This is a genomic window from Gordonia gummivorans, from assembly GCF_022513585.1.
Lineage (GTDB): Bacteria > Actinomycetota > Actinomycetes > Mycobacteriales > Mycobacteriaceae > Gordonia.
This window is the reverse complement of record NZ_JAKWBF010000016.1, coordinates 50,853-65,705: the sequence shown is the minus strand read 5'-3', so window position 1 is coordinate 65,705 and position 14,853 is coordinate 50,853. Positions and strand designations below refer to the sequence as shown.

Annotated in this window: 9 protein-coding genes; 4 read left to right on the top strand and 5 right to left on the bottom strand. The window is 66.2% G+C overall.

Annotation, left to right across the window (positions count from 1 at the left end):
• The first annotated feature begins 77 nt into the window (after positions 1–77).
• A complete protein-coding gene (metE, locus tag MKW15_RS13355; RefSeq protein WP_240858849.1) occupies positions 78–2,369 on the top strand; it encodes a 5-methyltetrahydropteroyltriglutamate--homocysteine S-methyltransferase in 2,292 nt (763 codons plus the stop codon).
• A gap of 68 nt (positions 2,370–2,437) precedes the next feature.
• On the opposite strand, the gene MKW15_RS13350 is transcribed toward metE, so the two are convergent.
• On the bottom strand, positions 2,438–3,382 hold the full coding sequence (locus tag MKW15_RS13350) for an AraC family transcriptional regulator (protein WP_240858848.1): 945 nt from the start codon (positions 3,380–3,382) through the stop codon (positions 2,438–2,440).
• A gap of 120 nt (positions 3,383–3,502) precedes the next feature.
• Here MKW15_RS13350 and MKW15_RS13345 point away from each other — a divergent pair, with 120 nt between their 5' ends.
• Together MKW15_RS13345 and MKW15_RS13340 are read left to right on the top strand one after the other, a co-directional pair.
• Complete coding sequence (locus MKW15_RS13345; RefSeq protein WP_240858846.1) at positions 3,503–4,069, top strand: flavin reductase family protein; 567 nt, start codon at positions 3,503–3,505, stop codon at positions 4,067–4,069.
• A gap of 71 nt (positions 4,070–4,140) precedes the next feature.
• On the top strand, positions 4,141–5,754 hold the full coding sequence (locus MKW15_RS13340) for a 4-hydroxyphenylacetate 3-hydroxylase family protein (RefSeq protein WP_240858844.1): 1,614 nt from the start codon (positions 4,141–4,143) through the stop codon (positions 5,752–5,754).
• Positions 5,755–6,003: 249 nt separating this feature from the next.
• Here the strand turns inward: MKW15_RS13340 and MKW15_RS13335 are convergent, their stop codons facing one another.
• The 4 genes from MKW15_RS13335 to MKW15_RS13320 form a co-directional block, all read right to left on the bottom strand.
• Positions 6,004–9,393 carry a pyruvate carboxylase gene (locus MKW15_RS13335; protein ID WP_240858842.1) on the bottom strand — a complete coding sequence of 1,130 codons (3,390 nt, stop codon included), beginning with the start codon at positions 9,391–9,393 and terminating at the stop codon, positions 6,004–6,006.
• A gap of 135 nt (positions 9,394–9,528) precedes the next feature.
• Complete coding sequence (locus tag MKW15_RS13330) at positions 9,529–10,677, bottom strand: bifunctional 2-methylcitrate synthase/citrate synthase (RefSeq protein ID WP_240858833.1); 1,149 nt, start codon at positions 10,675–10,677, stop codon at positions 9,529–9,531.
• A complete protein-coding gene (prpB, locus tag MKW15_RS13325; protein WP_240858831.1) occupies positions 10,674–11,588 on the bottom strand; it encodes a methylisocitrate lyase in 915 nt (304 codons plus the stop codon). The genes MKW15_RS13330 and prpB overlap by 4 nt, the downstream gene beginning before the upstream one ends.
• A complete protein-coding gene (locus MKW15_RS13320) occupies positions 11,588–13,198 on the bottom strand; it encodes an MmgE/PrpD family protein (protein ID WP_240858829.1) in 1,611 nt (536 codons plus the stop codon). Before MKW15_RS13320 ends, prpB begins: the two co-directional genes overlap by 1 nt.
• A 119-nt stretch (positions 13,199–13,317) precedes the next feature.
• Between MKW15_RS13320 and MKW15_RS13315 the strand changes: the two genes are divergently transcribed.
• The gene (locus MKW15_RS13315; RefSeq protein ID WP_240858826.1) at positions 13,318–14,745 is read left to right on the top strand and encodes a short-chain fatty acyl-CoA regulator family protein; all 1,428 of its coding nucleotides are present in this window, start codon (positions 13,318–13,320) and stop codon (positions 14,743–14,745) included.
• The last annotated feature ends 108 nt before the right edge of the window (positions 14,746–14,853 follow it).

Below are 14,853 nucleotides of genomic sequence, written 5' to 3'. Positions count from 1 at the left end.
TGCCGTGCGCGATGGGGCTTGTCGACCCTCCCTGCCGGCGGTGGACCATCCACATCGTTTGCAGGAGAAGCATTTCCATGTCAACCTCTGGGAAATCACCGGCTCGCCGGTTCACCACAACTGTCCTGGGTACACCCCGGATCGGGCCCCGTCGGGAGCTCAAGCGCGCTGTCGAGGGCTACTGGGCCGGACGCGTCTCGGCCACCGACCTCGACAAGGTCGCCGCCGATCTTCGTCGTCAGACCTGGCAGGAACTCGCCGACGCCGGGCTGGACTCGATCCCGGTCAACGCGTTCTCGTACTACGACCAGATGCTCGACACCGCCGCCATGCTCGACGCACTGCCGCCGCGCGTGGCCGGCATCGACGATCCGCTCGACCGCTACTTCGCCGCCGCACGCGGCAACGCCGACGTCACTCCGCTGGAGATGACCAAGTGGTTCGACACCAACTACCACTACCTGGTGCCGGAGATCTCCGACTCGACGACGTTCCGGTTGCGCCCCGAGAAGGTTCTCGCCGAGATCGCGCAGGCCCACGGCCTGGGCGTCGCTGCCCGGCCGGTGATCGTCGGACCGGTCACGTTCCTTGCGCTGGCCAAGGCGGTCGACGGCGCCGCTCACCCGATCACACGCATCGACGACGTCCTGCCCGCCTACTTCGAGCTCCTCGACCATTTGGTCGACGCCGGCGTCGAATGGGTGCAGTTCGACGAGCCCGCGCTGGTCACCGACGCCGTCGAGGGCCTGCCGCAACTCGCCGGTGCTGTATACCAACGCCTCGCCGGGGTCTCGCGCCGGCCGGCGATCCTCGTCGCCACCTACTTCGGCGACCCGGGCAGCGCGCTCGGCGAACTCGCCCGCACCGGTGTCGAGGGCATCGCCGTCGATCTCGTGGAGGGCAGCGTCGACTCCGTCGCCGCCGTCCCCGAGCTCGCCGACAAGCTGGTCGTCGCAGGTGTCGTCAACGGGCGCAACATCTGGCGCACCGACCTGGACAAGGCCTTGGGAACCCTCGGTTCCATCCTCGGGTCGGTCGGCAACCTTGCGGTCTCCACGTCGTGCTCCACTCTGCATGTGCCCTACACCCTCGACGCCGAGGATGCGCTCGACGACAATCTGCGCGGTTGGCTGGCCTTCGCGTCGGAGAAGTATCGCGAGGTCGCGGCGCTGGCACACGCAGTGCGCGACGGTCGCGACAGCGAGGCAGCAGCGTTCGACGAGAGCCGGCGCGCGCTGGCCACCCGCGAGACCGATGACCGGCTGCACGACCCGGCGGTCCGCGCCCGGCTGGAGGCCGTGACGTCGGCCGACATCACCCGCGGTGAGGCCGCCGCCCGGCTGGAGCAGCAATACGAGCAGCTGGGTCTGCCTCCGCTGCCCACCACCACGATCGGCTCCTACCCGCAGACCTCGGCCATCCGATTGGCTCGGGCCGCGCTGCGCAAGGGCGAGATCGATGAGGCGGAGTACGAACGCCGCATGCAGGCCGAGGTGGCCGATGTGGTTGCACTGCAGGAGAAGATCGGTCTCGACGTGCTGGTGCACGGCGAACCCGAGCGCAACGACATGGTGCAGTACTTCGCCGAGCAGCTCGACGGATTCTTCGCCACCCAGAACGGCTGGGTGCAGTCGTACGGCACCCGCTGCGTGCGTCCGCCGATCCTGTACGGCGATGTCCGCCGTCCGACGCCGATGACCGTCGACTGGATCACCTACGCGCAGTCGCTGACCGCCAAGCCGGTCAAGGGCATGCTCACCGGGCCGGTCACCATCCTGGCGTGGTCGTTCGTCCGCGACGATCAGCCGCTATCGGAGTCGGCGAATCAGATCGCGTTCGCGATTCGCGACGAGACCGTCGACCTCGAGAAGGCAGGCGTCGGCATCATCCAGGTCGACGAACCGGCGCTACGCGAGTTGCTGCCGCTGCGTGACGCCGACAAGCCCGCCTACCTGGACTGGGCCGTCACCGCTTTCCGGCTGTCCACGTCGGGCGTCGCCGACACCACCCAGGTGCACACCCACCTGTGCTATTCGGAGTTCGGCGAGGTCATCGGGGCGATCGCGGCGCTCGACGCCGACGTCACCTCGATCGAGGCTGCCCGCTCGCACATGGAGGTGCTCGACGACCTCAACAAGGTCGGCTTCTCCAATGCGGTCGGACCGGGTGTCTACGACATCCACTCGCCGCGCGTCCCCGGCACCGGCGAGATCGAGGAGTCGCTGGCGGCCGCCCTGAAGGCCGTCGACGCGCGGCGCCTGTGGGTCAACCCGGACTGCGGGCTCAAGACCCGTGGCAACGAAGAAGTGATCGAGTCGCTCACCAACATGGTCGCCGCCGCGCAGACCATGCGCGAGCAGCTCGTCTGATACGCACACCGAGAACTACCACGTACACACGGGATCTCGTGTGTACGTGGTAGTTCTGTGTGTGCACCTCATCGATCGCGCAGGACATGCGACGGCGCCACCCCGTACTTGCGCCGGAAGGCCGCCGCGAACCGTCCGGTGTGGGTGAATCCCCACCGCATCGCCACGTCCGTCACCGACGACTCGACCCCGGACGCCAGGTCGTGGTGCACCGCGGCCAGCCGGATTTCGACGAGGCATTCGCGCGGCGTGCGGCCCACGTACTCGCGGAAGCCTTCCTGCAGGCGGCGCACACTGACTCCCGCGATCTCGGCCATGTCGGCCGCCGACCAGGCGCGGGACGGATCCGCGCGCAGAGCGTCGAGCACGCGCGTGACGATGCGAGGTTGCAGGGTCTTGTGGTCCGACGGATCGTCGGTGAGCGTCGCGAGTAGAAATGCGTCCGTCAGCGACGCGGCGAGTTGTTGCGCCACAAGCGGATTGGCCAACAGCGGGTCGTCGTCGGGCTGACCCGCGATCGACTGGACGAGCCGAAACCAGCTCGCCCCTTCGGGCGAGTGCAGATCAAGCTGGTCGGGCAGACGCGCATCGGGTCCACCTGTCACGCGACAGACCTCGTGCTGCAGGAAATCGCGGTCGATCTTGACCCCGAGAATGGTGCACGTGCTCGACCAACGGGTGATCTCCGCCGGAGTATCGGGCGGATTGATGGTGGCCGAGCCGCTGGTCGAGACCACCGTGCTCCCGGCGACGCTGGTCTCGAGCACCCCGTCGAGGGGCACATTGATGCCGTAGGCGCCGGGATGGTCGGAGTGGATGGCCACTTCGGCGCCCCATCCGATCCGCGCGATTCTCAGGGGCCCGACGACGGTCACCGCGACGTCGGCGTCGATCGCCGTGCTGCCCGTTTCCCGAGGACTCAGTTCGTGTGGAAAGTACGCGTCGGACACAGCCGCCGAGGCCGCTTCCCACTCCGCATCACCCGGTATACGAAGCCGCTCGACCAGGCTCATGACAACTCCTCACGACCTCACCGCGCATTCCGGATCCCCATCGCGTTCGGCGGATCGAAGACGGGCTGCGGTCGATTTATGTTCTACCTCACATTCTGCCTCATCGGAAGGAGAGGTCACATGGAACGCAAGACGCTACAGAATGTCTTCGGCCAGTTCGCCAGCGGCGTCACGGTCATCACCTGCGCGAACGCAGACGGCGAGCCACACGGCGCAACGGTGACAGCGTTCACCGCAGTCTCACTCGAGCCGCGGCTGTGCCAAGTCACGCTCACCCGAAAATCCAAGGCGTGCAGCTACTTAGAAGACAAGCCATTCGCGGTGAACATCCTCGCCGCCGATCAGCTCGACATCGCGATGCACTTCGCCGGCCGCCCGGCCACCCCCGGTCCGGTGTGGGCACAGGGACCGACCGCGCCTGTTCTGTGCGACGCGGCCGCCACCATCAGCTGCGTTCCGTGGCGCAGCTATGACGGCGGCGACCACATCATCTTCATCGGCGAGATTGTCGACGCCGAAGCCAGCGGAAAGTCCCCGCTTCTCTACTACCGCAGCACTTTCCATGATCTCGGCGAACCCACCGTCAACTCGCTGTGGACCCTGTGCGCCGACGATCCGCACTCCGGGTGGTTCGACTCGACCACCGACTTCACACCGTTCCGGCGCACCCTCGACCAGCCCGCCTGACCACAAAACCGTTCCACACGAACGCGATTCATCGACAGTCACGATCAATCGATCAGAAAGAGGTATCAATCATGACGACCATCGAGCGCCCCACCGACTCACAGACCGCAGCACCACAGACCAATCCGGCTGCCGACGCGGAGGCCAACAAGAAGCAGAACTTCGCCTCGCGCCCCATGACCGGCGACGAGTACATCGAGTCCCTGCGCGACGGTCGCGAGATCTGGCTGCACGGCGAGCGAGTCAAGGATGTCACCACCCATCCCGCGTTCCGCAATCCGATCCGGATGACCGCCCGGCTCTACGACTCGATGCACGACCCGGAGACCAAGGACAAGGTGACCGCACCCACCGACACCGGCAACGGCGGCGTCACCATGCCGTTCTTCAAGGCGTCGACCAGTTCGGAAGACCTCATCAAGGAGCGCGACGCCATCGCCGAGTGGGCGCGCATGACCTACGGCTGGATGGGCCGCTCCCCCGACTACAAGGCCAGCTTCCTGGGCACTCTGCACGCCAACAAGGACCTCTACGCACCGTTCGAGGCCAACGCGGAACGCTGGTACCGCGAGTCGCAGGAGAAAGTCCTGTACTGGAATCACGCCATCATCAATCCGCCGGTGGACCGTCAGCTCCCGCCCGACGAGGTGGGCGACGTGTTCATGAAGGTCGAGAAGGAGACCGACGCCGGCCTCGTCGTCTCCGGCGCCAAGGTCGTCGCCACCGGTTCGGCCATCACCAACTACAACTTCATCGCCCACTACGGTCTGCCGATCAAGAAGAAGGAATTCGCCCTGATCTGCACGGTGCCGATGGACGCTCCCGGTATCAAGCTGATCTGCCGCAGCTCCTACACCGAGCAGGCCGCGGTGATGGGCAGCCCATTCGACTATCCGCTCTCGAGCCGGATGGACGAGAACGACACCATCTTCGTCTTCGACAAGGTCCTGGTGCCGTGGGAGAACGTCTTCATGTACGGCGACGTCGACCGCATCAACGCGTTCTTCCCGCAGTCAGGCTTCTTGCCGCGCTTCACGTTCCAGGGCTGCACCCGCCTTGCCGTGAAGCTCGACTTCATCGCCGGCCTGCTGATGAAGGCCCTCGACTGCACCGGCTCGGGCGGCTTCCGCGGCGTCCAGACGCGCGTCGGCGAGGTCATCGGCTGGCGCAACCTGTTCTGGACGCTCACCGACGCAATGGCCCACAACCCCGAGCCGTGGATCGGCGACACCGTGATCCCGCGCCTCGAGTACGGGCTCACCTACCGCATGTTCATGATGCAGGGCTACCCGCGCATCAAGGAGATCATCGAGCAGGACGTCGCGTCGGGCCTGATCTACCTGCCCTCGAGCGCGGCCGACTTCAAGAGCCCCACCGTGCGGCCGTACCTGGACAAGTATGTGCGCGGCTCCAACGGCATCACCGCCGTCGATCGCGTGAAAGTCATGAAGGCGCTGTGGGATTCGATCGGCTCCGAGTTCGGTGGCCGGCACGAGCTGTACGAGCGCAACTACTCCGGCAACCACGAGAACGTCAAGGCCGAGTTGCTGTTCGCCGCCCAGAACCGCGGCGGCGTCGAGCAGATGAAGGGTCTCGCCGAGCAGTGCCTGTCCGAGTACGACCTCGACGGCTGGACGGTCCCCGACCTCATCGGCAACGACGACGTCAGCTACTTCGGCAACTGAGTTTCGCCGCTCCCTGAGCTGAGGTGAGGTGAAAGGAGCGCTACCCCTCCCCCCGCTCCCTGAGGTGCGAATCCCCAAATCCGCTCCCCGCGTTGCGGAATCCCGCTCCGCTCCCTGAGGTGCGAGCTTGCGAGCCTCGAAGGGCCTGGTGAGATACGTCGCCAGGCCCTTCGAGGCTCGTCGCTATCGCTCCTCGCACCTCAGGGAGCGGTAGAGACCGGTCACAAGAAGGGCGAAAGCGCTTGCTTCTCAGCCGATCTCGATGAGCAAGTCCCCGGGCGCCACCGAGGTGACCGGTCCGACGGCGACACGCGCGACCTTGCCGCCGATGGGGGCAGTGATGGTGGCTTCCATCTTCATGGCCTCGATGGTGCCGATGGCGGCTCCGGCAACCACCTCGTCGCCGACGTCGACCGAGATGGACACGACCCCGGCGAACGGTGCACCGATGTGATGCGGGTTGCCACGATCGGCCTTCTCGGCAGCCTCGACGGCGGAGTCGATGGATCGGTCACGCACCTGCACCGGCCGCAGTTGCCCGTTGAGCACGCACATCACGGTGCGCATACCCTTCTCGTCGGGGTCGCTGATGGCTTCGAGGCCGATGAGCAGGTCGACACCGGGTTCGAGGACGACGCGGTGTTCGTCGCCGTAGCGCAGGCCGTAGAAGAACTGGTTGGCCGACAGTCGTGAGGTGTCGCCGTAGCTCTCGAAGTGGTCTTCGAATTCCTTTGTCGGACCGGGGAACAGGAGCCGGTTGAGCGTGACCTGGCGGTCGCGGCCGGCTTTGTCGAGCACGGCGGAATCCTCCGCGGACAACTCGACGGTGGGCTGCGGTTCGGCCCGGCCCTTGAGCGCCAGGGTGCGCAATGGTTCGGGCCAGCCGCCGGCTGGGTCGCCGAGTTCGCCACGCAGGAAACCGATCACCGAGTCCGGGATGTCGAAGGAAGAGGGATCGGCGGCGAACTCCGACGCGGTGATCCCACGTCCGACCATCGCCAGCGCCAGATCACCGACGACCTTCGACGACGGGGTCACCTTGATCAGCCGGCCCAGCAGTCGGTCGGCTGCGGCGTAGGCCTCCTCGACCGCCTCGAACCGGTTACCCAAGCCCAGTGCGATGGCCTGCTGCCGCAGATTCGACAACTGTCCGCCGGGAATCTCGTGGGTGTACACGCGCCCGGTCGGAGCCGGAAGCCCCGACTCGAACGGCGCGTACACCTTGCGCAGCGCCTCCCAATACGGTTCCAGGTCACAGACGGCCTGCAGGTCGACGCCACTGTCGCGTTCGGTGTGCGCCGTCGCCGCGACAATCGCCGACAACGCCGGCTGCGATGTGGTGCCGGCCAGAGCCGCGGACGCACCGTCGACCGCCGACGCACCCGCCTCCCACGCAGCCATGTAGGTCGCGAGCTGACCACCGGGGGTGTCGTGGGTGTGCACGTGGACGGGTAGCTCGAATTCCTTGACCAATGCCGACACCAGCTTGGTCGCGGCAGGCGCCCGCAGCAGACCGGCCATGTCCTTGATCGCCAGCACATGCGCACCGGCGTCGACGATCTGCTCCGCGAGCCGGAGGTAGTAGTCGAGGGTGTAGAGATCCTCGTCCGGGTTGGCGAGATCACCGGTGTAGCTCATGGCGACCTCGGCGACCGCGGTGCCGGTCTCGCGGACCGCGTCGATCGCCGGACGCATCTGCTCGATGTTGTTGAGCGCGTCGAAGATCCGGAAGATGTCGATGCCGACCTCGGTGGCCTCGGCAACGAACGCGGTGGTCACCTCGCGGGGGTACGGGGTGTAGCCAACCGTGTTGGCACCGCGGAGCAGCATCTGCAGGCAGATGTTCGGGATCGCCTCACGCAGCTGGGCAAGCCGATCCCACGGGTCTTCCTTGAGGAACCGCAACGCCACGTCGTAGGTGGCGCCACCCCAGCATTCGATCGACAGCAACTGTGGCGTCGTCGCTGCGATGTAAGGCGCGACCGTCACCAAACCACTGGTCCGCACGCGGGTCGCCAGCAACGACTGGTGCGCGTCGCGGAAGGTGGTGTCGGTGATACCCAATGCCTCGCGGGCGCGAAGGTCCGTGGCGAATCCCTCTGGACCCAGTTCGTCGAGTCGCTGTTTGGACCCGGCCGGCGGGTTCGCGAGCACCGACTTGTCGATCTTGGGGAGTTTGTCGCGCGGGTAGACGGTGGTCGGGCGTTCGCCGTGCGGCTTGTTGACGGTGACGTCGGCGAGATACGTGAGGATCTTGGTGCCACGATCGGCCGAGCTGCGCGACGTCAACAGCCACGGTCGTTCGGGAATGAACGACGTCGTCACCTTGCCGGCCTGGAAATCCGGGTCGTCGAGCACGGCCTGCAGGAACGGGATGTTGGTCGAGACGCCGCGAATGCGGAATTCCGCCACCGCGCGTCGTGCCCGTCGCACTGCGGTCGCGAAATCCCTTCCGCGACAGGTCAACTTGACCAGCATCGAGTCGAAGTGGCCACTGACCTCGGCCCCCAGGACAGCACCGCCGTCCAGGCGCACACCCGCACCACCCGGAGACCGGTAGGCGGTGATACGTCCGACGTCGGGCCGGAAGTCGTTCGCCGGATCCTCGGTGGTGATCCGGCACTGCAGCGCGGCGCCTCGGATCTGCAGCTTGTCCTGTGACAGACCGAGATCGGCCAGCGACTCCCCCGACGCGATCCGCAACTGCGAACCCACCAGATCCACGTCGGTGATCTCCTCGGTCACCGTGTGCTCCACCTGAATACGCGGATTCATCTCGATGAACACATGCCTGCCTTGTTCATCGAGCAGGAATTCGACAGTGCCCGCGCACGAGTAGCCGATGTGCTTGGCGAAAGCGACCGCGTCCGCGCAGATCTTCTCCCGCAACTCCTCGGACAGGTTCGGCGCGGGCGCCAGCTCGATCACCTTCTGATGGCGACGCTGCACCGAACAATCCCGCTCGAACAGGTGGATCACGTTGCCCTGGGTGTCGGCCAGGATCTGCACCTCGATGTGGCGGGGATTGACCACCGCCTGCTCCAGGAACACCGTCGGGTCGCCGAACGCGGCGTCGGCCTCCCGTGACGCCGCCGCGATCGACTCGGCCAGATCCTCGATGCGCTCCACCTGCCGCATCCCGCGACCGCCACCACCCGCGACGGCCTTCACGAAGACGGGAAACTGCATCTGCTCGGCGAATGCGACCAGCTCGTCGATGTCCGACGACGGCTCCGAGGACGCCAGCACCGGCAGGCCCGCTGCCTTCGCAGCCGCAACCGCGGTCGCCTTGTTACCGGTCAGCTCCAGCACATCCGCCGACGGCCCGACGAAGGTGATCCCGGCCGCCGCACACGCCGCCGCCAGGCCCTGGTTCTCCGACAGGAATCCGTAACCGGGGTAGATCGCGTCCGCACCGCACCGCTGCGCCGCACCCACGACCTCGTCGACCGACAGATACGCGCGCACCGGATGTCCGGGCGTCCCAATCTGATACGACTCGTCCGCTTTCAGACGATGCACCGAGTTACGATCCTCATACGGGAAGATCGCGACCGTGCGCGCACCCAACTCGTAGGCCGCACGAAAAGCGCGGATGGCGATTTCGCCGCGGTTGGCAACCAGAACTTTGTCGAACACTTGACTCTCTCTCATCGGGTGCGCACGCGCACGGGCCGCTGTTTGCACAACCCCCGTATGAAGACCTTTGCACAAACCCGCACGCCACGGTTGACCTCACAGAGATCAACCGTGGCTGTGCGCGTTTGGGTCGGGTCAGACCGTCGCGATCTCGCGCTGGGCTGGTCCGTCGTAGTTGCTCAACGGGCGGATCAGTGCGTTCGACGCGACCTGCTCCATGATGTGCGCGGTCCACCCGGTGATTCGGCTCATCACAAAGATCGGCGTGAACGACGCGATGTCGAAGCCCATCAGGTAGTAGGCGGGTCCGGTGGGGAAATCGAGATTCGGCTTGATGCCGGTCCGCTCGCCCATCACGGCCTCGAGTTCGGCGTAGATGCCGAGCCAGCGCTCGTCGCCGACGTGATGCGACACGTCCTCGAGCGCGGCCTTCATCGTCGGCACGCGCGAGTCACCGTTCTTGTAGACGCGGTGCCCGAAGCCCATGACCTTGTCCTTGCGGTCGAGCTTGGCGTTCAGCCAGCTCCGAGCGTTCTCGGGACGGTCGATCTCGATCATGTCGTACATCACGGCTTCGTTGGCTCCGCCGTGCAGCGAACCCTTGAGCGCCCCGATGGCCGCTGTTACTGCACTGTAGATGTCCGACTGCGTCGAGGTGACGACCCGGGCGGCAAAGGTGGACGCGTTGAAGCTGTGCTCGGCGTAGAGAACCATCGACTTCTCGAAGGCCTTGACGATGACCGGGTCCGGGACCTCGCCGAAGCACATGTTCAGGAAGTTCTCGGAGTACCCCAGGCCATGATGCGGTGCGATCGGATCGAGCCCACGACGCCGGCGCATGTCGGCGGCGACGATCGTCGGCAGAACCGCGAACATGCGTAATGCCTTGTCGAAGTTGGCTTCCGGATTGCTGTTGTCCTCGTCGGGATCCTCGCTGCCGAGGTAGCTGATGGCGGTACGCGCAACGTCCATCGGGTGGCAGTTGTCCGGGATGCTCCCCAGGAGCGACTGCGTCGACCGATCGATCCGACGGCTCGCACGCTCCCGCTGGGTGAAGAGCGCCAGTTGTCCGTCGGTGGGCAGCTCGCCGTTCCACAGCAGGTACGCGACCTGCTCGAAGCTGCACTGCGCGGCCAGATCCTGGACCGCGTAACCGCGATAGGTCAGCGAGTTGGTCTCCGGGACGACCTTGGAGATTGCAGTGGTGTCCACCACCACGCCGGACAGGCCCTTGTAGATCTTGGGGGTCGAGATCGTGCCCGTGGTTATCGCCTCTGTGCTCATTGTGATGCACCCTCGAGTGAGAAGTTGAACAGATCGGAATCGAAATCGTTGTACTCGGCATAACGAAGCAGTTCGTAGAGCCGACTCCGGTGCTGCATACCGTCGAGCAGTCCGGCTTGCGTTCCTGCGGAATGGATTTCGTGAAGTCCCGCTTCGACGGCACCCATCGCGATCCGCAGGGCGGTGACGGGATAGATCACCGCGTTGTAGCCGACGTCGCGCAACTGATCGGTGGTGAGGAGCTCGGACTTGCCGAATTCGGTCATGTTGGCCAGCAACGGGACATCGACTGCGGCCCGGAACTTTTCGAACTCACCGAGATCGCGCAGCGCCTCAGTGAAGATGAGATCGGCACCGGCGTCGGCATACGCTTTGGCCCGGTCGATCGCGGCGTCGAAGCCCTCGATCGCACGGGCGTCGGTGCGTGCGCAGATGACGAAGTTCTCGTCGCGCCGTGCGTTGACCGCTGCCGCCAGCCGCTTGAGCATGTCGCCGACCGGGACGACGTCCTTGCCGTCGAGATGCCCGCATCGCTTCGGATTGACTTGATCCTCGAGGTGACACCCGGCCAGCCCGGCGTCCTCGAGTGTCGCGACAGTCCTTGCCGCACTCATGGGTTCGCCGAATCCGGTGTCGGCGTCGACGAGCGCGGGCAGGTCGGTGGCACGTGCGATCGACCCGGCCCGCGCCGCCACCTCCGTGAGCGTGGTGAGCCCGATGTCGGGGAGGCCCAGGTCCGCCGACAGCACCGCACCAGAAACGTACACCCCGTCGAATCCGATATCGGTAACGAGCTTTGCCACCAGGGGCGAGAACGCTCCTGGCCACCGTTGCAACTCACCGGAGGTCAAACCGGCGCGCAGCGCCAGTCGTTTGTCGCCGTCGGTGACGGCCGAAGAGAACAGGGACATCAGAAGATCCCCTTGCCGGTCGAGGGAGCCTTGTCGAGCAGGGCAGGCAGTACCGCGACGTTGAGCGCGCCCAGCTCACCGGCGGCCAGGTCCGCCAGTCCGGTGGCCGCAGCCAGGAAGCGTTGCTGCTCTTCGGCTTCCACCACACCGTCGGCCATCGTGGCGAACTTGGCCTCGTACTGCGGCCGCGCGAACGGACGTGCACCGAGCGGATGCGCATCGGCGACCGCGAGCTCGTCGGTGATCACCTCACCGTTGCGGAGTGTGATGACCGCCTTGGCACCGAAGGCCTTCTCGTTCGGGTCGGTCGAGTGATAGCGACGGGTCCACTCCGGGTCCTGCACCGTGGAGATCTTCTTCCACAGGTCGATGGTGTCGGGGCGGTTGGCGCGCTCGGGAGCGTAGGACGCCTCGTGATCCCAGGTACCGTCCTGCAGCGCGACGGCGAAGATGTACATGACCGAGTGGTCGAGGGTCTCGCGGCTGGCGCTCGGGTCGAACTTCTGCGGGTCGCCCGATCCGGTACCGATCACCACGTGGGTGTGATGACTGGTGTGCAGGACGATCGACTCGATGTCGTCGAAGTTCGAGATCTTCTCGCGCATGCGGCGTGCGAGGTCGATCGGCGCCTGGCTCTGGTACTCGGCCGAATGTTCCTTGGTGTAGGAGTCGAGGATCGCGCGCTTGGCCTCGCCGGGTCCGGGCAACGGAACCTCGTAGGACGCCTCGGGACCGCCGAGCAGCCAGGCGATGACACCGTCCTCGCCCTCCCAGATCGGAGCGGGCGCACCCTCACCGCGCATCGCACGGTCGACGGCCTCGATGCCGATCTTTCCGGCGTGCGCAGGTGCGTAGGCCTTCCAGCTGGAGATGAGCCCCTTGCGCGACTGCCGGGTGGCGGTGGTGAGATGCAGCGCCTGGCCGACGGCCTGGTAGATCGTCTCCTGATCGAGATTCAGCATCGTGCCGATGCCCGCGGCCACCGACGGTCCGAGGTGGGCGACGTGGTCGATCTTGTGCTCGTGCAGGCAGATGCCCTTCACCAGGTCGATCTGGATCTCGTAGGCGGTGGCGAGGCCGCGGATCAGGTCCGCGCCGCCGACACCGAGGTGCTGGGCGACCGCGACGAGCGGCGGGATGTTGTCGCCGGGATGGGAGTACTCGGCGGCGAGGAAGGTGTCGTGGAAGTCGAGTTCACGCACCGCGACGCCGTTGGCCCAGGCGGCCCACTCCGGCGAGTAGGTGCCGTCGATACCGAAGACGGTGGCGCCGTGTCTATTCGGCCCGCTCGCTCCGCTCCCGGCGCCGTGCCTATTCGGCCCGCTCGCTCCGCTCCCGGCGCCGTGCCTATTCGGCCCGCTCGCTCCGCTCCCGGCGCCGGGGGTCGACGGGTGTGCCTGCGCCTGGCGGCGAGCAGTGGTGACCGGACGTCGGATCACCGAGGCGGCACTCACGGCAGCGTTGTCGATGATGCGGTTGATCACCATCGCCGCGGTGTCGTCGGGCACCGCAACGGGGTCGGTCGCGACTTCCGCGATCTTCTGGGCGAGGTGCTCCGACTGCGGGAAATCTTCGGAACTGCGGTGGGTGCGGACGTGATGAGTGATCATGTGTTGCACCGTACGCACACGCCCGGACGTCGCAAAAGGCCTGGCAAATGCGTATTTCAGCGAATACCGTTGAGCCATTTTGCGAATGTTGTGGAAGCTGTGTCGATTATGCTGTTCCCATGGCCAAGATGTTTGTGGGTGCGCGGCTTCGTCGGCTGCGCGATGAACGAGGCCTCTCCCAGGCGGGTCTGGCGCGGCGGATCGACCTGTCTACCAGTTACGTAAATCAGCTCGAGAACGACCAGCGGCCGATCACCGTTCCGGTGCTGCTGACGCTCACGCGCGAGTTCGACCTCGACGCCGACTACTTCGCGCCGGACGGCGACGCACGCCTGGTCGCAGACCTCGCCGATGTACTGGCCGCACAACCCGACGCCGGCGACGTCAGCCGCGCCGAGATCTCCGAGCTGGTCGCGCGCATGCCGGCGATCGGGCAGACGCTGGTGAACATGCATCGCCGGTTGGTCACCGCCGACACCGAACTGGAAGGGCATCGTGCACGGGTCTCGGCGGAAGGCACGCCGTCGGCCACCCCGATGCCGTTCGAGGAGGTCCGCGACTTTTTCTACGACCGCAAGAACTACATCGACTCCCTGGACCGGGCGGCCGAGCAGCTCTTCGTCGACCATCGGCTCTCGGTCGGCGGTCTCGACCTCCAACTCGCCGAACTCCTGCGCGACGAGTTCGGCATCTCGGTCACCATCGACCACGATCCCGATCCGGCCGGCGCGGCCCGAGGGCCCAAACGTCGTTTCCACGAGGACAGCCGCGTGCTGCACCTCGCCGGGCGACTCTCGTCGGGACAACGCGCCTTCCAGCTCGCCACCCAACTCGCACTGCTCACCCAGGGTCCGATCATCGACGCCCTCGTCGCCGAGGCCGACAATATGCACCCGGCGTCGGTACCCGTCGCGCGGATCGGCCTGGCCAACTACTTCGCCGGCGCGCTACTCCTCCCCTACGAGCGGTTCCTCGACGCGGCCGAGAAGGCGCGCTACGACGTCGAACTCCTCAGTCTCGGGTTCGGCGTCGGCTTCGAGACGGTGTGCCATCGACTGTCCACGCTCCAGCGCGCCCAGAACCGCGGAGTTCCGTTCATCTTCGTCCGCACCGATCGCGCGGGGAACATTTCAAAACGTCAGTCCGCCACGGCCTTTCACTTCTCCCGGGTCGGCGGAAGCTGCCCACTGTGGGTGGTGCACGACGCCTTCTCGACGCCGGGCCGCATCGTCACCCAGGTGTCGCAGATGCCCGACGGGCGCTCCTACTTCTGGCTGGCCCGCACCACCGACGAACAGCAGGGCTTCCTGTCGCCGCGCAAGAGCTTCGCCATCGGTCTCGGCTGCGACGTCTCGCATGCCGAACGGCTCATCTACGCCAGCGGCATCGACCTCGCCGACGAAACGACCGTCGTGCCGATCGGTGCGGGCTGCAAGGTGTGCAGCCGACCCGCGTGTGCGCAGCGCGCCTTCCCGCAACTCGGTCAGCCCATCCTCGTCGACGCCACTGTCAGCGATTCGATTCCCTACCGCCAGGCGACGACCTGACCACTCGAATACTCCCGCTCCCCGAGTGCGGGCCCTCGATCCGAACGATCGATCGGCCGGGATAGCATCCAGAGCGGAGGTGTGCAGAACAGTGAGCGCGACGTGCGG

Excerpts from the sequence above, each read along its gene's own strand:
- metE (WP_240858849.1), top strand. The coding sequence starts at position 78 with ATGTCAACCTCTGGGAAATCACCGGCTCGCCGGTTCACCACAACTGTC.
- MKW15_RS13350 (WP_240858848.1), bottom strand. The coding sequence starts at position 3,382 with ATGAGCCTGGTCGAGCGGCTTCGTATACCGGGTGATGCGGAGTGGGAA.
- MKW15_RS13345 (WP_240858846.1), top strand. The coding sequence starts at position 3,503 with ATGGAACGCAAGACGCTACAGAATGTCTTCGGCCAGTTCGCCAGCGGC.
- MKW15_RS13340 (WP_240858844.1), top strand. The coding sequence starts at position 4,141 with ATGACGACCATCGAGCGCCCCACCGACTCACAGACCGCAGCACCACAG.
- MKW15_RS13330 (WP_240858833.1), bottom strand. The coding sequence starts at position 10,677 with ATGAGCACAGAGGCGATAACCACGGGCACGATCTCGACCCCCAAGATC.
- prpB (WP_240858831.1), bottom strand. The coding sequence starts at position 11,588 with ATGTCCCTGTTCTCTTCGGCCGTCACCGACGGCGACAAACGACTGGCG.
- MKW15_RS13320 (WP_240858829.1), bottom strand. The coding sequence starts at position 13,198 with ATGATCACTCATCACGTCCGCACCCACCGCAGTTCCGAAGATTTCCCG.
- MKW15_RS13315 (WP_240858826.1), top strand. The coding sequence starts at position 13,318 with ATGGCCAAGATGTTTGTGGGTGCGCGGCTTCGTCGGCTGCGCGATGAA.